The following is a 19,395-nucleotide window of genomic DNA, read 5'->3' as shown; positions in this document are numbered from 1 at the left end:
CCTCCCTTAGAGCAGAATGTCGGTATAGAGCTCGGATGCATCCGGCTCCGGATCGGACTGGGCGAAATCCGCTGCGTCGGCAACGATGTCGCGAACGTCCTTGTCGATCTTCTTCAGGTCGTCCTCGGTGGACCAGCCCTTGTCGATCAACCGGCTCTTCACCTGCTCGATGGGATCGTGTTCGGAGCGCATCTTCTGCACTTCGTCCTTGGAACGGTACTTGGCCGGATCCGACATGGAGTGACCGCGATACCGGTATGTCTGCATTTCCAGGATCATCGGGCCCTTGCCGGAGCGCGCCCATGCGGTGGCTTCTTCGCCAGCAGCCTGAACGGCGCGGACATCCATGCCGTCGACCTGAATACCGGGGATGTTGAAGGAAATGCCGCGACGGGAGAAATCGGTTTCGGCCGAAGCGCGGGAAACCGCCGTACCCATGGCGTAACGGTTGTTTTCGATGATGTAGATGACCGGCAGCTTCCAGAGCGCCGCCATGTTGAAGCTTTCGTAGACCTGGCCCTGGTTGGCCGCGCCATCACCGAAATAAGCCAGGGAGACATTGCCGTTGTCGCGGTAGCGATTGGCAAAGGCGAGGCCCGTACCGAGGGAGACCTGCGCACCGACGATGCCGTGACCGCCGTAAAAGTGCTTCTCTTTCGAGAACATGTGCATGGAGCCGCCCTTGCCCTTGGAAAGGCCGCCGCGGCGTCCGGTCAGTTCGGCCATGACGCCCCGGGCGCTCATGCCGCAGGCCAGCATGTGGCCGTGGTCGCGATAACCGGTGATGACCTGATCGCCTTCAACCAGTGTCGCCTGCATGCCGGTCACAACAGCTTCCTGACCGATATAGAGATGGCAGAAACCGCCAATGAAACCCATGCCGTAGAGCTGGCCGGCCTTTTCTTCGAAACGCCGGATCAGCAGCATTTCGCCATAGGCGTGGAGCTCCTGCTCCTTTGTGTACTCGATTGGTTTTGGTGCTTTGACAGCAGAGGTCTGCGCAGAACGCGCAGGGCTTTTTTTCGCCCTCGTAGCCATATCTCACTCCCTGTTATTTTGTCGGACGACAATAGCAGCAGGAGCAGAACTTACAATATGCAGAATTGAATAAGAGCTATGCAAATAAGACGTTCAAAATGCACGATAAAAAGTGAATTAACCGGAATTCAGTTAATAGTTAAATCGCCCGAGCCACGCATAATTGTGACTTCGTCCGGCCGCGATACATTCAACGCCTTGCGGGCCTGTTCATCTAACATGTCCCGCTCGATTGTTCCATCATGCATAAGTTGTACTTCCCGTTCAAGCTCCGTGCGCGACGCCTTAACCGCGTCGTACTGGGCGCGCAGCAGCCGGGTCTGATCCTGCAGCTTGATGGTGGAATAGAGACCGTATTCGCCGTGATAGGCATGGAAACCGAAATAGGCGAAAAACATCGAGGCAAGGATCGGCACGACAAGCCGTCCGCGATTGGTTTTCCGTCTCTGTTTTGTCCACATGGCAAATGACCCGAAGGGATGCGGAATCAGGTCACGATGGCCCGATTAGTCACCCGGCCATAAAACAATGTTTTGCTTAACAGCCGATTAAATTTGCCGCTCCGGCTGCTTGGGGGCCGCCCCACCAAAACAAAATGGCGGGCACAGGGCCCGCCATCTCAATTGTTCGAATGTAACGCGTATCAGAGGCTGCGGAAAATGCCACGGCCGGCATAGCGGGCCTGCGGTCCGAGTTCCTGCTCGATACGGATCAGCTGGTTGTACTTGGCGATCCGGTCAGAGCGGGAAAGCGAGCCGGTCTTGATCTGTCCGCAATTGGTGGCAACGGCGAGATCGGCAATCGTCGAGTCCTCGGTTTCACCGGAGCGGTGCGACATGACGGCGGTATAGCCAGCGCGATGCGCCGTATCGACCGCGTCAAAAGTTTCCGACAACGTGCCGATCTGGTTGACCTTGACGAGAATGGAATTGCCTACGCCCATCTTGATGCCATCGCGCAGACGCGCCGAATTGGTGACGAACAGATCGTCGCCGACGAGCTGGCACTTGTCGCCGATCAGATCGGTCAGGTATTTCCAGCCTTCCCAGTCATCTTCGGACATGCCGTCTTCGATGCTGATGATCGGGTAGTCAGCCGCCAGCTTGGCCAGATACTTTGCCTGGGTCTTCGGATCGCGGCTCTTCTTCTCGCCTTCATAGACGTAATTGCCATCCTTGAAGAATTCGGTTGCAGCGCAATCCAGACCGATGGCGATTTCTTCGCCCGGCTTGAAACCGGCTTTCTCAATGGACTCCATAATGAAGTCCAGTGCAGCCGGTGCCGTCTTCAGGTTCGGCGCAAAACCGCCCTCGTCGCCCACATTGGTGTTGTGGCCGGCATCCTTCAGGCGCTTCTTCAGCGTGTGGAACACTTCCGCACCGTAACGCACGGCTTCGGCCAGTGACGATGCGCCAACCGGCAGAATCATGAATTCCTGAAAATCGATGGGATTGTCGGCATGCGCGCCGCCGTTGATGATGTTCATCATCGGCACCGGCAGGACATGGGCGTTCGGTCCGCCGAGATAGCGGTAGAGCGGCAGGCCGGAGGATTCAGCGGCGGCCTTGGCAACGGCGAGCGATACGCCAAGAATGGAGTTGGCGCCAAGACGGCTCTTGTTCGGTGTGCCATCGAGATCGATCATGGTCTTGTCGATGTGAATCTGGTTCTCCGCGTCGAGACCGCCGATTGCATCGAACAGCTCGCCATTGACGGCATCGACAGCCTTCAGAACGCCCTTGCCGAGATAGCGTGTGCCGCCATCGCGCAATTCAACAGCTTCATGTGCACCCGTCGATGCGCCGGATGGGACCGCCGCGCGGCCGAGTGAGCCGTCTTCGAGAATGACATCGACCTCAACAGTCGGGTTCCCGCGACTATCCAGAATTTCACGGCCAATAATATCGACAATAGCAGTCATAAGGCTTTTCCTTCAATTTGCATTGGGCAGCATTCGCCACTGGAATAGCGAATGAAGATGACAAGGAAAATCCCCATGAGGACGATTTGTTGCTCAAAACAGAAAAAAGGCCGTCAGAGACGGCCTTTTCCTGAAAATCAGATCACGCCGACTTGGCGATCCGGTCGAACTCCAGCAGCTTTTCCAGAAGACGCGGCATCTGGTCGAGCGGCACCATGTTCGGGCCATCCGATGGCGCATTGTCCGGGTCTTGGTGCGTTTCGATGAACACGCCGGCCACGCCGACGGCAACGGCGGCACGCGCCAGCGTCTCGACAAATTCGCGCTGCCCACCGGTGGAACTGCCCTGCCCGCCCGGCTGCTGCACGGAATGAGTCGCATCGAAAATCACCGGCGCGCCGAAGCCCGCCATGATCGGCAGCGAACGCATGTCCGATACCAGCGTGTTGTAGCCGAAGGATGCGCCGCGCTCGGTCACCATCACATTCGGGTTGCCGCTTTCCGTGACCTTGGCAATGACGTTCTTCATATCCCAGGGCGCAAGGAACTGGCCCTTCTTGATGTTGACCACCTTGCCGGTCTTGGCAGCAGCGATCAGCAGATCGGTCTGGCGGCAGAGAAACGCCGGGATCTGCAGCACATCGACCACTTCGCCCAGAACCGCGCACTGCTCTTCCGTGTGAACGTCGGTCAGCGTCGGCAGTCCGAACTCCTTGCGGATATCGGCGAAAACCGGCAGCGAATTTTCAAGGCCGAAGCCGCGCTTGCCGGTCAGCGACGTCCGGTTGGCCTTGTCGAAGCTCGACTTGTAGACCAGTCCGATGCCGAGCTTGCCGGTCAGCTCCTTCAGCGCGCCCGCCATGTCGAAGGCATGCTGGCGGCTTTCCATCTGGCAAGGCCCGGCAATCAGCGAAAACTGCGCGGTATTGGAAAAGGCAACCGGGCCGGCGGAGACAGTGGAATTCAGGGACATCAGGCAGCCTCAAATACAATGGCAGCGCCCTGTCCCGGTGCCCTATGCACAATCAGGCGGGAGCCGCGCTTTTCGGTGGAGATATTGTTGTTGGTGAGCAGCGTTTCAACCGCAGCCAGATCGCGAACACCGACAACAAAGGCCTGCAGGCGCAAACCCCGCTCGTTTTCCGGCGCACCCAGACCGAGAAAGGATCGAAGACCGGCAGGCGTCAGCACGGTGATATTGGCATTGGCAGCACGGATATCCATGCCGAAGGAATGGGCGTTGACGTCGCGCTGGTTGACCAGTTCCTGCAAGGGATACTGGAAATCCGTCGGATTGACTTCCGACAGCACGATCTCACGCAACCCGATCGCGCCATTCCTGTGAGTCTGCAGGGCCGTGCGGTCGACTTTCGGTGCATTGACACGTTCGCAAGTGAAGAAAAACGCATCCGGCGCGCGCAGATCCGCGGCAAAGGCCAACCGGAAACTGGCCACACCTTCTGCTCCATCAGGTGTTTTGAAGGCTCTTGAAAAATCGAGTATTTCGCCAGCCGAAATGCCAGATCTCACAAACTCCTTGTGATCTGCCCCAGCATCCTGCGTTCCCATGACCAGGGCGGAAAAACCGTCCTGCCCGTTGCGGAAACGATAGGCCTGATCGCGCGCAACAAAAACATTGCCATTTCTGGCTTCGGTTTCACAGGTTTCGCGCTGGGCGATGGCAAGGGGTTCAAGATAGGTGTTATCCGAGAAGAAGACGCAGGCATTCTCCGTGCCAAACGGATGCTGCGCTGATGGCGCAACGGTAAAGCCGAGTGCTTCCAGACGCTGGCGCGCCGTATCGAGGTCCACAACAGGCAGAACCAGATGATCAACAGGTCGGGGCGTGCGCGGAGTTGCTATGGTCATGGGAAAAGGGTGTGCCTTAAAGAGCAATGCAATTCAAGCCACACCCCATATTGTTTCAAACGAGCCGGCTCTGGTCCATGGCCGCCTGAATGAACGAGGCGAACAGCGGATGCGGTTCGAATGGCCGTGACTTCAGTTCCGGATGGTACTGGACGCCGATGAACCATGGATGATCGGCATATTCGATGGTCTCCGGCAGAACACCGTCCGGCGACATCCCCGAGAACACCAGACCGCAATCTTCCAGACGGTCCTTGTAATCGATGTTCACCTCGTAACGGTGGCGATGCCGCTCGAATATATCGGTCGAGCCATAGATGTCGGCAATCCGCGTGCCGGATTTGAGCATGGCTTCATAGGCACCCAGACGCATGGTGCCGCCGAGATCGCCAGCCTGCGTGCGCTTCTCCAGCATATTGCCCTTGAGCCACTCGGTCATGAGACCGACGACCGGTTCATTCGTCGGACCGAATTCGCTGGACGATGCCTTCTCGACGCCTGCCAGCGAACGAGCGGCCTCGATGACCGCCATCTGCATGCCGAAGCAGATACCGAAATACGGGACCTTCTTCTCGCGGGCGAATTTTGCCGCCAGAATCTTGCCTTCCGAGCCGCGCTCGCCGAAGCCGCCCGGCACCAGGATGCCGTGTACCTTCTGCAGATAGGGCGTCGGATCTTCCTGTTCGAAAATTTCCGATTCGATCCAGTCGAGATTGACCTTCACCTTGTTGGCCATGCCGCCATGGTGCAGGGCTTCGATCAGCGATTTGTAGGCATCCTTGAGGCCGGTGTACTTGCCGACAACGGCAATCGTGACTTCGCCTTCCGGATTGTGGATACGCTTGCTGACCTCGTCCCAACGCTCCATGCGGGGCTTTGGTGCAGGATCGATTCCGAATGCCGCCAGAACTTCCGAATCGAGGCCTTCCCTGTGGTAGGCCATCGGAACGTCATAGATCGTATCGACGTCGAGCGCCTGGATGACCGCGGACGAGCGGACATTGCAGAACAGCGACAGCTTGCGGCGTTCCGATTCCGGAATCTCGCGATCCGCACGAATCAGCAGAATATCCGGTGCGATACCGATCGAGCGCAGTTCCTTGACGGAGTGCTGGGTCGGCTTGGTCTTCAGTTCGCCCGCTGCGGGGATATAGGGCATCAGGGTCAGGTGGATATAGACAGCGCTGCCGCGCGGCAGGTCGTTGCCGAGCTGGCGGATCGCCTCGAGGAACGGCATCGCTTCGATATCGCCGACTGTACCGCCGATTTCGCACAGCACGAAATCGTAATCCTCATTACCGTCGACGATGAAATTCTTGATCTCATCGGTGACGTGCGGAATCACCTGAACGGTCGCGCCGAGGTAGTCACCCCTGCGTTCCTTCTCGATGATGTTGCGGTAGATGCGTCCGGTGGTGATATTGTCCTGCTTGTTGGTAGGACGCCCCGTAAAGCGCTCGTAATGACCAAGATCGAGGTCAGTTTCAGCGCCATCGTCGGTCACAAAGACCTCGCCGTGCTGATACGGCGACATCGTGCCGGGGTCGACGTTGAGATAAGGATCAAGCTTGCGAATCCGTACACGGTATCCACGAGCCTGAAGGAGGGCTGCCAAAGCAGCTGCGGCGATGCCTTTTCCGAGGGAAGAAACCACGCCGCCAGTGATGAAAACATATCGGGCCATGGGCTTATCTCGTTAGTCCTTTGTGAGTGATTTGGCCACAAAAAAATCGGCATGAAAGCCGTTTTTCCCGTGCCAATATCTTTTTCAAACAAGCAAAACGGCCAGACGTTAGGTCTGGCCGTTTCAATTCAGCGACGAATAGTTCTTACAGTACAACCACTTCCGTGCCAACAGTGACGCGGTTGTAAAGATCGATCACGTGATCATTGACCATGCGGAAACAACCGTTCGAAGCGGAGCTGCCGATGGTCCAGGGCTGCACGGTACCGTGAATACGGATATAGGTATCCTTGTTGCCCTGTGAAAGGTAGAGAGCGCGCGCGCCGAGCGGATTGCCTGGACCACCGTCCATGCCGTTCTCATACTTGGCGTAATGATTTGGTTCGCGCTCGATCATTTCCTTGGTCGGGATCCAACGGGGCCATTCGCGCTTGGTGCGGATTTCGGCGGTACCCTTGAATTCGAGACCTTCCTTGCCGACGGCAATGCCATAGCGGCGTGCGGTCGTGGAGGACTCAACCAGATAAAGGAACTTCTGCTTCGGATCGATCACGATGGTGCCGGTCTTGTAACCGGTGAAGGAAACGTCCTGCGGCAGATACTTCGGATCGAGCGAATAGTTGCGCTTGGCCGCTGCCGCCGTTGCACGGGCTGGCTTGCGGGCCTGCGAAACCTTGGCTGGTTTTGCAGTGGAAGCGGTTGGCGTCGCGTCAACCTTTGCCGCATCGGCAGGCGTTGCGGCCGTATTGATGGTGGACTGAGCGAAAGCCGATCCGGACATGGCCAGAACAGAAATTCCGATGAGCAGAGAGCGACGTGAAATCATAGTGTTAGTTCCCGGATAATATGCACGCGCCATCAGCGGCACTTGCCAGGCCCCCAAGGCCAAACCTGACTATGGCGATATCTGAAGACTGTTTTCCACTCAATGCAAATCACCGTGAAGAACAGCCCAGACTGATTCTTCACCGCCAAGGGTTGCGGAAGCGCAACACATTTGCTGCGCATCCGCAAAGAATCAGTTTCAGCGGCGGTTACTGCGAATTGGGAACAGGGTTTGCGGGCTGTGCCGGCGCGGTCGGAGCAGCAGGCGCAGGCGCTGTTGATTCGGCCGGTGCTGGAGCCGCTGGTACGGCCGGTGCCGAAGCGTCAGATGCCGGCGGCGTCGTGGTCGCAGCACCCGGAAGCTGGTTGAGAATGCCGCCGCTGCCAGCTGGCTGTCCGCCGGTTGCGGGCTGTCCACCCGTCGTTGCCGGGATACGGTTGAGAATATCCGTCGGGCTTTCGGCGTAGCGCGACATGATGCCGAGCGCCAGGGACGTGATGAAAAAGCCTGTCGCAAGAATCGCCGTTGCCCGCGTAAGCACGTTGGCAGCGCCGCGTGCGCTCATGAAACCCGAGCCGCCACCGATCCCAAGACCGCCGCCTTCAGAGCGCTGCATGAGCACAACTCCAACGAGGGCAAGTACAATCAGAAGATGAATGACGATGACGACGGTTTGCATGGGGTATTTTCTGCTTTCTAGGTGTCGGACGCGGCTCTTTACACCGTATCTCTTAATAAACCAAGCCCGTCAGCGGACAGTTTTCTCGGCAATTCGGCGCTTTTGATGCTCGTCAGAGCGAATGGTACGCCTCACAGATGGCCAGGAAGTCCACCGCTTTCAAGCTCGCGCCGCCAACAAGTGCACCATCGACGTTCGCGATGCCCAGAAGCTCGACCGCATTGGAGGGTTTTACCGAGCCGCCATAGAGAATGCGCTGCCGCGCGCCTTCCGCGCCAAAACGCGCGGTCAGCGCCGCACGGATCGACGCGTGAACCTCACGGACATCATCGGCGGTCGGCGTCAATCCGGTCCCGATCGCCCATACGGGCTCGTAGGCGATAACCGTATTGGCAGCGGTGGCCCCATCGGGGATGGAACCGGCGAGCTGCGTTGCAATGATATCGAGCGTCGCTCCAGCCTTACGCTGTGCTTCGGTCTCGCCGATGCAGATGATCGCGACCAGTCCGGCGTCCCATGCGGCCACGGCCTTGGCATTGACCATCGCGTCGGTCTCGCCGTGATCCGTGCGCCGCTCGGAATGTCCGATAATGACATGCGATGCGCCGGCATCCTTCAACATGTTGGCGGAGATATCGCCCGTATGCGCACCGGACTTTTTCGCATGGCAATCCTCGCCGCCAATGGCAAGCGCCTCGCCTTCGACGGACTGGGCTGCCCGGAAAACCAGCGTGGCCGGCACGCAGATCAATGCGTCAATCTTCTCGCCAATGGCCGAATTCGGCCGGTTGACGATAATGCGCAGTTCATCCAGAGACTCTCCCGTCCCGTTCATTTTCCAGTTACCAGCAACGAGTGGACGGACATCAGGGGTCATTCGGCGTTCCTCAAGACGATAGATTTGATGATTTCTCGGTCATTTGATTGTCTGACTAGCAAATTCACTTGATAAAGCAATCGACACAAGCCCTTCATGACGCTATTCCCCTAAGCAATTCAATTTGAGCCTCATACTGTTACGGTGACTTTCTATGCTCGATTCCTTGCGCGACGTGGCCCAGACCTGGGTAGCCAAGCTGCTTCTTGCTCTTCTTGGCGTCAGTTTTGTTGGCTGGGGCGTTTCCAATACCATTCTCAGCGCCGTCGGCAATGGTTCGGCGATCAGCGCCGGAAGCTCGAAAGTCTCACCGGTCGAATATCGTCTGGCCTATGACCGCCAGCTTGCCGCCCTGCAGCAGCGTTTTGGCCAGCGCTTCACCCGTGAACAGGCCGATGCCATTGGCGTCAGCAATCAGGTGCAGGCGCAGCTTGTCGCCGGTGTCGTGCTCGACGAAGAAGCGCGGAAGATGTCGCTTGGCCTGTCCAAGGATCGCCTGGCACAGCTGGCCGCCGAAGATCCGGCGTTTCAGGGACCTGACGGCCGTTTCAATCCCGGCCAGTTTGATCTGGTGCTGCGCAATGCCGGCATGACCCCGCAAGGCTATCTCGACAGCCGCAGCAAGATCGCCCGCCGCCAGCAGATCGTCGAAGCCGTCGCCGACGGCATCACGGTGCCCGATACGCTGCTGAAGGCGGTCGCGACCTATAAAGGCGAATCCCGCACCATCGACTACGTCTCGATGCCGAAATCCTTCATCACCGACATCCCTGCCCCCAGCGATGCGGACCTGAAGACCTATTTCGACGCAAACAAGGAAGCCTACGCCGCGCCGCAGTACCGCAAGATCACCTACGTCAAGCTTGAACCCAAGGACATTGCCGACCAGGCATCGGTTTCGCCCGAGGAAATCAAGGCGGAATATGACAAGAACATTGCCCGCTATACCTCGCCGGAAACCCGCACCATTGAACAGCTGACCTTTGCCAATGCCGATGCAGCCAAGGCTGCCCATGACCGTCTGGCTGCAGGCACCTCGTTCGATGATGAAGTGAAGGCCGAAGGCAAGACAATGAATGACGTGCGTCTTGGTACGTTCCAGCGCAACGCCCTGCCCGACCAGACCATTGCCGATGCGATCTTCAAGCTTCAGGCCGGAAATGTCAGCGACGTGATCACCGGCGCGTTTGGCCCGGTCATCGTGCGGGCGACTGCTGCCGCACCGCAAGTCATCAAGCCGCTTTCCGAGGTGGAGAAGGACATTCGCGAGACGATCGCGCTTTCCCTCGCCGCATCGTCAGTCATGTCCGTGCACGACGCCTATGAGAATGCCCGGGCCGACGGCGCCACCATGGCCGATGCCGCCGCCAAACAGAACCTCAAGGTGGTCACCATCGATGCCGTCGACCAGTCGGGCCGCGGACCGGACGACAAGGAGATTCCGGGTATTCCGTTCGGTGAAAATCTTCTGGCCGCCGCCTTCCTTGCCGATCAGGGTTTTGACAATGAGCCGCTCAATATCGGTCCGAACAGTTTCCTCTGGTACGATGTCACTGGCATCACACCGGCACGCGACCGCACACTCGACGAAGTGAAGGCGCGGGTCACGGACAACTGGCGGACGGCCGAGCTTGAAAAGCGCCTCAATGAAAAGGCCGAGGAAGTGCGCAAGCGCGTTGCATCCGGCACATCGCTTGACGACATCGCGGCCGAATTCAAGTTCACCAAGGAAACCAAACGCGGCATCACGCGCCAATCAAAGGATACCGACCTCGGTGTCGGCGGCGTTGCCTCGGTGTTCGACGGGCCCAACGGTCTGGTCGGCGTTACGGAATCGGCGGCGGACCAGTCGAAGCTGATCTTCAAGGTGACGGAATCGATCGAACCGCTGAATGTGGGACCCGACTCGCTGACCAAGGCGGAGAAGGATTCCTTCACGTCGCGCCTGTCCGACGATCTGCTCGATCAGTTGGTCATGCAATTGCAGACCGTCTATCCCGTTACCATCAACAAGACCGTTATTAATCAGGCGCTTGCCCGCCAGTGATTGCAGTGAGACCCAGGAATGGCTGAACTGAAACGTTTCATCGGCATTGCGGCAGCGGGAAAAGCGCTTTCCCGCGAGGAAGCCGTGGAAGCCTTCGACATCATGATGTCGGGACAGGCAACCCCGGCGCAGATCGGCGCCCTGCTCATGGCCTTGCGGGTGCGCGGCGAGCAGGTTGACGAGATTGCCGGAGCGGTCTCGGCCATGCGCTCGAAAATGCTTCCCGTGAAAGCCGTACCCGGCGCCATCGATATCGTCGGCACCGGCGGGGACCAGTCGGGTTCCTACAACGTTTCAACCTGCGCCGCCTTTGTCGCGGCCGGCGCCGGCGTGCCGGTTGCCAAGCACGGCAATCGCGCCCTCTCCTCGCGCTCCGGCGCGGCTGATACGCTGGCGGCGCTCGGCATCAACATCGAAATCGGTCCCGATCTGATCTCCACCTGCATCGAGGAAGCCGGTATCGGCTTCATGTTCGCGCCGTCGCACCATCCGGCGATGAAGCATGTCGGCCCCGCCCGGGTCGAACTTGGCACCCGCACCATCTTCAATCTGCTGGGCCCGCTGACCAATCCCGCGGGCGTTACCCGCCAGCTCGTCGGCGTCTATGCGCCCGAATGGGTTGAACCCATCGCGCAGGTGCTGAAGAACCTTGGTTCGGAATCCGTATGGGTCGTGCATGGCGACGGTCTTGATGAAATCACCACGGCGGGCGTCACCAAAGTCGCTGCCCTTGAAAACGGTGTGATCCGCACCTTCGAGATCGAACCCGAAGCCTTTGGCCTGCGCCTTGTCGATCCCCAGGATCTGAAGGGCGGCACGGCGGAAGAAAACGCGGTCTCGCTGCTCTCCGTCCTTGACGGCGCGCATGGCGCCTATCGCGATATCACCCTGTTCAATGCGGGTGCCGGACTGGTTGTCGCTGGCGCCACCGGCGACCTGAAAACCGGCATCAGCATGGCGGCCCATTCCATCGACAGCGGTGCGGCGCGAAATGTGCTAAAGAAGCTGGTGCACGTATCCAACAGCAAGGCTGACTGACCATGGTTGATATTCTTCGCAAGATCGAAGCCTACAAGCGTGAAGAGATTGCTGCCGCCAAGACACGCCTGAGCGTCGATGACCTCAAGGCCCGGATCGGTGATCAGGACGCCCCACGTGGTTTTCTCAGCGCCTTGCAGCGGAAACGCGCCGCCAATACATTCGGCCTGATTGCCGAAATCAAGAAGGCGAGCCCCTCCAAAGGCCTGATTCGCCCGGATTTTGATCCGCCCGCGCTGGCGAAGGCCTATGAAGAGGGTGGCGCAGCCTGCCTATCCGTGCTGACCGATGCTCCGTCGTTTCAGGGTGCGCCGGAATTTCTGACTGCAGCCCGCGTCGCTGTCAGCCTGCCTGCCCTGCGCAAGGATTTTCTCTTCGACACCTACCAGGTGTTTGAGGCGCGCAGCTGGGGCGCCGATTGCATTCTGATCATCATGGCGAGCGTCGACGATGCACTGGCCGCAGCGCTCGAAGAAACGGCGATGGCGCTTGATATGGATGTCTTGGTCGAAGTGCATGACGAAGCGGAAATGGAACGGGCGCTGAAGCTCACCTCGCCGCTTCTTGGCATCAACAACCGCGATCTGCGCACGTTCCATGTGGATCTCGCCGTGTCCGAACGACTGGCCAGAATGGTGCCGGCGGACAAGCTGCTCGTCAGCGAAAGCGGCGTCTTCAGCCATGCGGATTGCCAGCGCCTCGCCAAATCGGGCATCGGCAGCTTCCTCGTCGGTGAAAGCCTGATGCGCCAGAGCGATGTGGCGGCAGCGACCCACGCGCTTCTGCATGGCACAGCGGACCAGCAGACAAGCGCCGCATGACAACCGCGCCGAAGCTGACCCATCTCGACAGCACCGGCGCGGCCCATATGGTCGATGTCGGCGGCAAGGCCGAGACTGAACGGGTTGCCGTGGCGGAAGGGTCCGTGCGGATGCTGGCGGAAACGCTTGAGCTGATCCTTTCCGGCAATGCCAAGAAGGGCGATGTCATCGGCACGGCCCGCATCGCCGGGATCATGGCCGCCAAGAAAACCCATGACCTCATTCCGCTATGCCATCCGCTGCTTCTGAGCAGGATCAGCGTCGATATCGATGCCGACAAGGCCCTGCCGGGTCTGCGGGTGCGTGCCACCGTCAAGCTGACGGGCAAAACCGGGGTCGAAATGGAAGCGCTCACCGCGGTTTCCATTGCATGCCTGACGATCTACGACATGGCAAAAGCCGCCGACAAGGGTATGATCATTCAGGATATTCGCCTGTTGCAGAAATCGGGCGGAAAATCCGGCGATTGGTCCGCGGAAACTTCAGACGGGAATTGAACGATGGCAGACCTCCTTCCGGTTGACGAAGCGCTGCGGCGCATCCTGGCCAATGTGGATCTGCTGGAACCGGAAACCGTTGCGCTCGGTGATGCGGGCGGACGCGTGCTCGCTGCCGACCTGCATGCCCGCCGCCAGCAACCGCCCTTTGCCGCCTCGGCGATGGATGGCTACGCCGTGCGCGCCGCCGATGTCGCCAGCGTGCCTGTCCGCCTGAAGCTGGTGGGTCAATCCGCTGCCGGGCATGCCTTCCAAGGCTCGGTCGATCCGGGCGAAGCTGTGCGCATCTTCACCGGCGCACCGGTGCCGGCGGGTGCCGATAGTGTGGTCATTCAGGAAAACACTTTGCCGCATGGCGATGAGGTGGAGATTGTCGAAACAATCGTCCTTGGCCGCAACATCCGCGCGGCCGGCCTCGATTTCAACAGCGGCGATGTCCTGCTTGCCGCCGGCCGGCAGCTTGATCCGGCGGCCCTTGCCCTCGCCGCATCCGCCGATCATCCGCATCTGTCCGTCGTGCGGCGTCCGCGCGTCGCGATACTGGCGACCGGCGATGAACTGGTCAGCCCCGGCGAAAGCTACCGGCCCGACCAGATCATTGCTTCCAACAGTTATGGTCTGGCTGAAATCGTACGCAATGCGGGCGGCATCGCCATCGATCTGGGCATTGCCGAAGACCGGCTCGAAGCGCTGAGCGACGCGCTGGATCGCGCTGTTGCAGCGCAGGCCGATATCCTGGTGACACTGGGCGGCGCCTCGGTTGGTGACCATGATCTGGTCCAGCCTGCCCTTGCCGCGCGCGGCATGGAACTCGATTTCTGGAAAATCGCCCTGCGTCCCGGCAAACCGCTGATGTTCGGCCATCTCCAGGGCATGCGCATTCTCGGCCTGCCCGGCAATCCCGTATCCAGCCTGATCTGTGCGCACATATTCCTGACGCCGCTTATCCGCACCTTCATGGGACTAGCGCACACGCCCGATCTGCGCGCTGCGGTTCTCGGAGCCGATATGCCGACCAATGACCAGAGGCAGGATTATGTCCGGGCGCGCATCGTCACCGGACCGGATGGCACGCTGACCGCGACGCCGTTTCCGCTGCAGGATTCATCCATGCTGAAATTCCTCGCCGACGCCAATGGCCTGATCATCCGCGAACCGCATGCGCCAGCCCTTGCCGCCGGTTCGCCCTGTACAATCCTGATGTTACGCTGATTTAAAAACCGGGCCTCTGGAGTCATGGGTCAGTCCACAACTCCAGAGCGGTATCGCCTGAGAGCAACCCAAGGCAATTCTTATACTCAAATCAGGCAGTTAACCGGTGCTCTCTACGGTCACTTTCCGTTATATTGGCAAGGTCTATTGCTTTTTGCAACCTAGACGCGTGCCGGAAAGATGGTTCGAGTGTTTTGCCCTGTTTGACCGCCTCGACAAACCGCTGATAGTTCGTCGCGACAGGCTCGACCTCGACCTCTTTCCACACCGCCGTTTCCACGTCATCGCCGAGGCAGACCAGCAGCTTGGAGCCGTCATGACGGTGCACGACTTCGAATGCACCCTTGTCGCCGTAGACACGCAGGCGCAGCTCATTGACATGGCCCGTGGCCCAGCGGCTTGAATGGACGACACCCAGCGCGCCATTGGTGAAGCTTACCGTCATGGTGAAACTGTCATTGGCGTCGAGTTCATATTCACCGATGCGATTGCCTTCCGCCTTGTCGAATGCCTTGAGGCGGCAGAACACCTCGTCGATTTCCGTATCGGTGCCATAGACGACGAAATCGAGAATATGCACGCCGACGTCGCCAAGCGTGCCGTTGGAGCCGTGCTTCTTTGACAAACGCCAGAGCCAGCGGCTTTCCGTCTGCCAGTCACCCCACATTTTCGAGACAAGCCAGCTTTGCAGGTACGATGCTTCCACGTGTCTGACCTTGCCGATCTGGCCGCTGGTGACCAGCTTGCGGGCCGCCTGCAGCTGCGCGACATTGCGATAGGTCAGGTTCACCATGCCGACGAGGCCCGCCGCCTCGATCTTGTCGGCCATTTCGGCGGCATCTTCATAATTGGCCGCAAGCGGCTTTTCGCAGAACACGTGCTTGCCCGCCGCGATGCACTGCAGGGTCGTGGCGTGGTGGATGCTGTCGGGCGTGACATTGGCCACCGCATCGAAATCGCCCCAGGCCAGCGCCTCCTCCAGCGAGGTGAATGCCCGCTCGATGCCATATTCCGCGCGGAATGCTTCCGCCCGGCCCGGATCGACATCCACCGCGCCCGCCAGTGTTACCCCTTCGATTTCAGCGAAATTCTTGGCATGGGAATTGGCCATACTGCCGGTACCCAAGATCAAAAGACGCATTGGTCCAGTCCTTCACATGAATGTGCCGCACGCTGCAACGCGGTGCCGGCATTGATACTGCGGATATGGGAAACGGCCGCGCGGGCCGTCCCCGATCGGATCGGTGTTTAGCGGAAACCTTCCTCGCCAGCTTCATGCAGGCTGCCGCCGCGCGCGGTGATGGGCTCGATGGCCTGTTCGACCGGCGTGTTCGGCGCCGTATTGAGTTCCGGATAGCGGTTGGGATTGTAGGCCCAGTTCACCGCATTGCGCAGGACAAGCCCGACCGTCGCATCGTGATAGGTTGGATAGGTTTCGTGGCCGGGACGGAAATAGAACACGTTGCCCGCGCCCTTGCGGTAGGTCAGGCCGGAACGGAACACCTCGCCGCCCTGGAACCACGAGACGAAGATGGTCTCGAGCGGTTCCGGCACGGAGAACGGCTCGCCATACATCTCTTCGTTTTCCAGCTCGAAATAGCGTGGCAGGCCCTTGGCGATGGGATGGCCGGGATTGACCACCCAGAGCCGCTCGCGCTCACCGGCTTCGCGCCAGTGCAGCGCACAGGGCGAGCCCATCAGGCGCTTGAAAATCTTGGAGAAATGCCCGGAGTGCAGGACGATGATGCCCATGCCTTCCCAGACGCGCTTGGCAACGCGCTCGACCACGTCGTCGGCGACATCGCCATGGGCGCGGTGCCCCCACCAGATCAGCACATCGGTTTCATCCAGTACCTTGTCGGTCAGGCCGTGTTCGGGTTCCTGCAGGGTGGCGGTCTTGACCGAGATATTGCTGTCGGACTTCAGAAGCTTGGCAATCTGGTTGTGCATGCCTTCAGGGTAGATTTCGGCGACGGTCTTGTTCAGCTGTTCATGAACATTTTCGCCCCAGACGAGCGTGCGGATGGTCATCTTTGTCTTCCTATTCATTGCATATGCGGTTGGGAGGATGCTCAGTTCAGTTTGACGCTGCCGGCCTGCCCGATTGATCGAAGCGGTGGACATTGTCGTTGATCGGCGAAATGTGGAGCAGTTCGCCGGGCTGCTGGCTTGCAGTCCCGTCCTGTCTGACGACAAGCGGGTCCTTCGCGCCAATATCGATGTAGAGATAGGTCTCGGAACCGAGGTTTTCGGACAGGATCAGCTTGCCGTTCCAGGTGCCGCCCTTGTCCTTGATTTCAAGATGCTCCGGCCGCACGCCGAGCGTGTGGGCGCGGTAGGTATCCGCGTGTTTCTCGGTGAGGAAATTCATCTTCGGCGACCCGATGAAACCGGCGACAAAGACCGATTGCGGCTTCTCATAAAGCTCCAGCGGCGTACCGACCTGCTCAACGATGCCGTCGCGCAGCACGCAGATCCGGTCTGCAAGCGTCATCGCCTCCACCTGATCGTGGGTGACGTAGATCATCGTGGTCTCGTGCATTTTTGCATGCAGTTTGGCGATCTCAAGCCGTGTCTGCACCCGCAGGGCCGCATCGAGATTGGACAGCGGTTCATCGAACAGGAAGACTTTCGGATCGCGCACGATGGCGCGGCCGATGGCCACGCGCTGGCGCTGGCCGCCGGAAAGCTGTTTCGGCAACCGGTCGAGATAGGCGGTGATCTGCAGCATGTCCGCCGCCTCGTTCACCCGCCGCTTGATTTCGTCTGTGCCGCCCTTGGCCAGTTTCAGGCCGAACGCCATATTGTCGAACACCGTCATGTGCGGATAAAGCGCATAGGACTGGAACACCATGGCAATGCCGCGCTGCGACGGCGTCAGGCTGTTGACCACCTTGTCGTCGAAGGCGAGCGTTCCGGCGGTGATATCCTCAAGCCCGGCGATCAACCGCAGCAACGTGGATTTTCCGCAGCCGGAAGGGCCGACGAACACCATGAATTCGCTCGGGCTGATTTCCAGATCGACCCCCTTGATGACGTCGAACGTACCGAAGGACTTGCGGACATTGTTGAGATGAATAGCTGTCATTTGAGTTACCCCTTGACGCCGCCGGCGGTGAGGCCGGAAATGATCTTGCGTTGGAAAATCAGGACGAGAACAACGAGCGGCACCGTCACGATGACGGATGCGGCCATGATCGTGCCCCACGGGATTTCATGCGCGCTGGCTCCGGACAAAAGCGCGATGGTGACAGGCACCGTGCGCACCTCCGTCGAAGACGTGAATGTGAGGGCAAACAGGAACTCGTTCCACGCCGCGATGAAGGCGAGCAGTCCGGTCGTTACCATCGCCGGCCACATCAGCGGCAGGAATACCTTTGTGATGATGACCCAGGGAGTGGCCCCATCGACGATGGCCGCCTCCTCGATTTCGACAGGCAGATCGCGCATGAAGGTGGTCAGCACCCACACGGTGAACGGCAGTGTGAAGATCGTGTAGGAAAAGACGAGGCTCCACAGCGTGTTGTAGAGGCCGAGAAAGCGCACGACCTCGAACAGGCCCGCCAGCACCGCGATCTGCGGGAACATCGAGACCGACAGGATGGTCAGCAGCAGTAGCGAGCGGCCGCGAAACCGCACACGGGCCAGCGCAAAGGATGCGGTGACGGCAATCAGCAGGGCCAGCAGCACCACCAGTGTCGACACGACAAGCGAATTGAGCAGATTGCGGGTGAAACTGCCGGCATTGATGACCGAGACGTAGTTTTCCAGCGAGAACGACGACGGAAAATACTCGACGGTGAACAGGTTGCTGCCGGTTTTGAAGCTGGTGATGATGGCGTAGTAGAACGGAAAGACCGCCAGCACGACAATCAGGGTAACGAGCGCATAAAACGCCGTGTTCTTGGTGAGATTCCAGATCATCAGCGGTCTCCTCCATCGAGGCGCACGCGGCCAAGCCAGATCGCCAGCACGGTCATCAGGGCGATCACCAGAAACAGCAGTGTCGACTGTGCCGAGCCATAGGCAAATTTGTCGAATTCGATGAGATTTTCCCGCGCCAGTACCGACATGGTCTTGGTCTGCGAGCTGTTGGGCGTCAGCACATAGATCAGGTCGAAAATGCGCATGGCATCGAGCAGGCGGAAAATGATGGCGACCATCAGTGCCGGCTTGATCAGCGGCAGCGTGATGCGGAAGAACTGGCGGATCGGATGCACGCCGTCGATATGCGCGGCTTCATAAATGTCCTTCGGCACCATCTGCAGGCCTGCCAGAATGAGCAGCGCCATGAAGGGCGTGGTCTTCCAGACATCGACGATCAGCACCGCCGTCATGGCCGTATCGGCACTCGCCGTCCAGGCAATGGGATGGCTGATGAAACCAAGGCGCATGAACAGATCGTTGAGAATGCCGAACTGGTCGTTCAGCATCCAGCCCCACAGGCGGGCCGACACGATAGTCGGGATCGCCCAGGGAATGAGGATGGCAGCGCGGACAATGCCCCTGCCCTTGAACTCGGCATTCAGAACAAGCGCGACGATCATGCCGAAAAAGGCTTCCAGCGCCACGGAGATGATGCTGAAGCGCACCGTGTTCCACACGGCGTTCCACCAGGTCGGATCGACCAGAAGTCCTGAAAAGATCGTGCGGCCGCTTTTCAGCTGGATCCACGACAGATAGTTCTTGAATCCCACCCATTTGGCCGCGCTCATATTGGTCAGCGAAGCATCGGTGAACGAGAAATAGATTGTCCGAAGCAAGGGCCAGCCGGCAACGATGGCCAGCGCGATGATCATCGGAATGAGAAACAGCTGCGCCGAGCGGGCGCGCTGCCGCAAAAGCTCTGAACGTGCGGTGGAAGGCGTCATGCTCGTATTCCTGCC

At 59.3% G+C, this 19,395-nt stretch carries 19 protein-coding genes; 5 read left to right on the top strand and 14 right to left on the bottom strand.

Annotation, left to right across the window (positions count from 1 at the left end):
* Positions 1-6 precede the first annotated feature (6 nt).
* The 9 genes from pdhA to tpiA form a co-directional block, all read right to left on the bottom strand.
* Positions 7-1,038, bottom strand: a complete 1,032-nt coding sequence (gene pdhA, locus ACP7B1_RS07680) for a pyruvate dehydrogenase (acetyl-transferring) E1 component subunit alpha (protein ID WP_346305418.1) — start codon at positions 1,036-1,038, stop codon at positions 7-9.
* A gap of 128 nt (positions 1,039-1,166) precedes the next feature.
* Positions 1,167-1,499 (bottom strand): FtsB family cell division protein, encoded by a 333-nt coding sequence (locus ACP7B1_RS07675; protein WP_223615003.1) that lies wholly within the window; start codon positions 1,497-1,499, stop codon positions 1,167-1,169.
* Between the two features lie 182 nt (positions 1,500-1,681).
* A complete protein-coding gene (gene eno / locus ACP7B1_RS07670; RefSeq protein ID WP_346305417.1) occupies positions 1,682-2,959 on the bottom strand; it encodes a phosphopyruvate hydratase in 1,278 nt (425 codons plus the stop codon).
* Positions 2,960-3,101: 142 nt separating this feature from the next.
* Positions 3,102-3,935, bottom strand: a complete 834-nt coding sequence (gene kdsA, locus ACP7B1_RS07665; protein WP_426136894.1) for a 3-deoxy-8-phosphooctulonate synthase — start codon at positions 3,933-3,935, stop codon at positions 3,102-3,104.
* The gene (locus ACP7B1_RS07660) at positions 3,932-4,828 is read right to left on the bottom strand and encodes a VOC family protein (RefSeq protein ID WP_346306803.1); all 897 of its coding nucleotides are present in this window, start codon (positions 4,826-4,828) and stop codon (positions 3,932-3,934) included. The genes kdsA and ACP7B1_RS07660 overlap by 4 nt, the downstream gene beginning before the upstream one ends.
* 55 nt (positions 4,829-4,883) lie before the next feature.
* Positions 4,884-6,512, bottom strand: coding sequence for a CTP synthase (locus ACP7B1_RS07655; protein ID WP_346306804.1), 1,629 nt, complete (start codon positions 6,510-6,512; stop codon positions 4,884-4,886).
* Between the two features lie 145 nt (positions 6,513-6,657).
* The gene (locus ACP7B1_RS07650) at positions 6,658-7,338 is read right to left on the bottom strand and encodes a L,D-transpeptidase (protein ID WP_346306805.1); all 681 of its coding nucleotides are present in this window, start codon (positions 7,336-7,338) and stop codon (positions 6,658-6,660) included.
* A gap of 208 nt (positions 7,339-7,546) precedes the next feature.
* On the bottom strand, positions 7,547-8,017 hold the full coding sequence (gene secG, locus ACP7B1_RS07645) for a preprotein translocase subunit SecG (RefSeq protein WP_346306806.1): 471 nt from the start codon (positions 8,015-8,017) through the stop codon (positions 7,547-7,549).
* Positions 8,018-8,129: 112 nt separating this feature from the next.
* Complete coding sequence (gene tpiA / locus ACP7B1_RS07640) at positions 8,130-8,894, bottom strand: triose-phosphate isomerase (RefSeq protein ID WP_346306807.1); 765 nt, start codon at positions 8,892-8,894, stop codon at positions 8,130-8,132.
* 154 nt (positions 8,895-9,048) lie between these two features.
* Here tpiA and ACP7B1_RS07635 point away from each other — a divergent pair, with 154 nt between their 5' ends.
* From ACP7B1_RS07635 to glp, 5 genes are read left to right on the top strand one after another with little or no spacing between them, the layout of a single operon-like run.
* The gene (locus tag ACP7B1_RS07635) at positions 9,049-10,941 is read left to right on the top strand and encodes a SurA N-terminal domain-containing protein (protein WP_346306808.1); all 1,893 of its coding nucleotides are present in this window, start codon (positions 9,049-9,051) and stop codon (positions 10,939-10,941) included.
* Positions 10,942-10,959: 18 nt separating this feature from the next.
* A complete protein-coding gene (gene trpD, locus ACP7B1_RS07630) occupies positions 10,960-11,979 on the top strand; it encodes an anthranilate phosphoribosyltransferase (protein WP_426136858.1) in 1,020 nt (339 codons plus the stop codon).
* A gap of 2 nt (positions 11,980-11,981) precedes the next feature.
* On the top strand, positions 11,982-12,800 hold the full coding sequence (trpC, locus tag ACP7B1_RS07625) for an indole-3-glycerol phosphate synthase TrpC (RefSeq protein ID WP_346306810.1): 819 nt from the start codon (positions 11,982-11,984) through the stop codon (positions 12,798-12,800).
* Positions 12,797-13,297, top strand: a complete 501-nt coding sequence (moaC, locus tag ACP7B1_RS07620) for a cyclic pyranopterin monophosphate synthase MoaC (RefSeq protein WP_346306811.1) — start codon at positions 12,797-12,799, stop codon at positions 13,295-13,297. Before trpC ends, moaC begins: the two co-directional genes overlap by 4 nt.
* A gap of 3 nt (positions 13,298-13,300) precedes the next feature.
* On the top strand, positions 13,301-14,509 hold the full coding sequence (gene glp / locus ACP7B1_RS07615) for a molybdopterin-binding protein (RefSeq protein ID WP_346306812.1): 1,209 nt from the start codon (positions 13,301-13,303) through the stop codon (positions 14,507-14,509).
* A 91-nt stretch (positions 14,510-14,600) separates the two neighbouring features.
* Here the strand turns inward: glp and ACP7B1_RS07610 are convergent, their stop codons facing one another.
* The 5 genes from ACP7B1_RS07610 to ACP7B1_RS07590 all read right to left on the bottom strand — a co-directional run bounded on the left by ACP7B1_RS07610 (position 14,601) and on the right by ACP7B1_RS07590 (position 19,380).
* Positions 14,601-15,650 carry a Gfo/Idh/MocA family protein gene (locus ACP7B1_RS07610; RefSeq protein ID WP_105732872.1) on the bottom strand — a complete coding sequence of 350 codons (1,050 nt, stop codon included), beginning with the start codon at positions 15,648-15,650 and terminating at the stop codon, positions 14,601-14,603.
* Between the two features lie 107 nt (positions 15,651-15,757).
* Entirely contained in the window at positions 15,758-16,540 is a 783-nt protein-coding gene (locus ACP7B1_RS07605; protein WP_346306813.1) for a ThuA domain-containing protein, read from the bottom strand.
* 46 nt (positions 16,541-16,586) lie between these two features.
* Positions 16,587-17,597, bottom strand: coding sequence for a sn-glycerol-3-phosphate ABC transporter ATP-binding protein UgpC (locus ACP7B1_RS07600; RefSeq protein WP_346306814.1), 1,011 nt, complete (start codon positions 17,595-17,597; stop codon positions 16,587-16,589).
* A gap of 5 nt (positions 17,598-17,602) precedes the next feature.
* Positions 17,603-18,433: a carbohydrate ABC transporter permease gene (locus ACP7B1_RS07595; RefSeq protein WP_223615017.1), complete on the bottom strand. Its 831-nt coding sequence runs from the start codon at positions 18,431-18,433 to the stop codon at positions 17,603-17,605.
* Positions 18,433-19,380, bottom strand: coding sequence for a carbohydrate ABC transporter permease (locus ACP7B1_RS07590; protein ID WP_346306815.1), 948 nt, complete (start codon positions 19,378-19,380; stop codon positions 18,433-18,435). Before ACP7B1_RS07590 ends, ACP7B1_RS07595 begins: the two co-directional genes overlap by 1 nt.
* Positions 19,381-19,395 lie beyond the last annotated feature (15 nt).

It is taken from the genome of Phyllobacterium sp. SL163, from assembly GCF_049896885.1.
Lineage (GTDB): Bacteria > Pseudomonadota > Alphaproteobacteria > Rhizobiales > Rhizobiaceae > Phyllobacterium > Phyllobacterium calauticae.
Note: the sequence above shows the minus strand (reverse complement) of the source record. Positions and strands in the feature narration are given on the sequence as shown.

Coding starts and splice junctions, on each gene's coding strand:
- ACP7B1_RS07610 (WP_105732872.1), bottom strand. CDS start 15,650: ATGCGTCTTTTGATCTTGGGTACCGGCAGTATGGCCAATTCCCATGCC.
- ACP7B1_RS07675 (WP_223615003.1), bottom strand. CDS start 1,499: ATGTGGACAAAACAGAGACGGAAAACCAATCGCGGACGGCTTGTCGTG.
- ACP7B1_RS07590 (WP_346306815.1), bottom strand. CDS start 19,380: ATGACGCCTTCCACCGCACGTTCAGAGCTTTTGCGGCAGCGCGCCCGC.
- moaC (WP_346306811.1), top strand. CDS start 12,797: ATGACAACCGCGCCGAAGCTGACCCATCTCGACAGCACCGGCGCGGCC.
- tpiA (WP_346306807.1), bottom strand. CDS start 8,894: ATGACCCCTGATGTCCGTCCACTCGTTGCTGGTAACTGGAAAATGAAC.
- ACP7B1_RS07605 (WP_346306813.1), bottom strand. CDS start 16,540: ATGACCATCCGCACGCTCGTCTGGGGCGAAAATGTTCATGAACAGCTG.
- trpC (WP_346306810.1), top strand. CDS start 11,982: ATGGTTGATATTCTTCGCAAGATCGAAGCCTACAAGCGTGAAGAGATT.
- secG (WP_346306806.1), bottom strand. CDS start 8,017: ATGCAAACCGTCGTCATCGTCATTCATCTTCTGATTGTACTTGCCCTC.
- glp (WP_346306812.1), top strand. CDS start 13,301: ATGGCAGACCTCCTTCCGGTTGACGAAGCGCTGCGGCGCATCCTGGCC.
- ACP7B1_RS07635 (WP_346306808.1), top strand. CDS start 9,049: ATGCTCGATTCCTTGCGCGACGTGGCCCAGACCTGGGTAGCCAAGCTG.
- ACP7B1_RS07600 (WP_346306814.1), bottom strand. CDS start 17,597: ATGACAGCTATTCATCTCAACAATGTCCGCAAGTCCTTCGGTACGTTC.
- eno (WP_346305417.1), bottom strand. CDS start 2,959: ATGACTGCTATTGTCGATATTATTGGCCGTGAAATTCTGGATAGTCGC.
- trpD (WP_426136858.1), top strand. CDS start 10,960: ATGGCTGAACTGAAACGTTTCATCGGCATTGCGGCAGCGGGAAAAGCG.
- pdhA (WP_346305418.1), bottom strand. CDS start 1,038: ATGGCTACGAGGGCGAAAAAAAGCCCTGCGCGTTCTGCGCAGACCTCT.
- ACP7B1_RS07655 (WP_346306804.1), bottom strand. CDS start 6,512: ATGGCCCGATATGTTTTCATCACTGGCGGCGTGGTTTCTTCCCTCGGA.
- ACP7B1_RS07595 (WP_223615017.1), bottom strand. CDS start 18,433: ATGATCTGGAATCTCACCAAGAACACGGCGTTTTATGCGCTCGTTACC.
- ACP7B1_RS07660 (WP_346306803.1), bottom strand. CDS start 4,828: ATGACCATAGCAACTCCGCGCACGCCCCGACCTGTTGATCATCTGGTT.
- ACP7B1_RS07650 (WP_346306805.1), bottom strand. CDS start 7,338: ATGATTTCACGTCGCTCTCTGCTCATCGGAATTTCTGTTCTGGCCATG.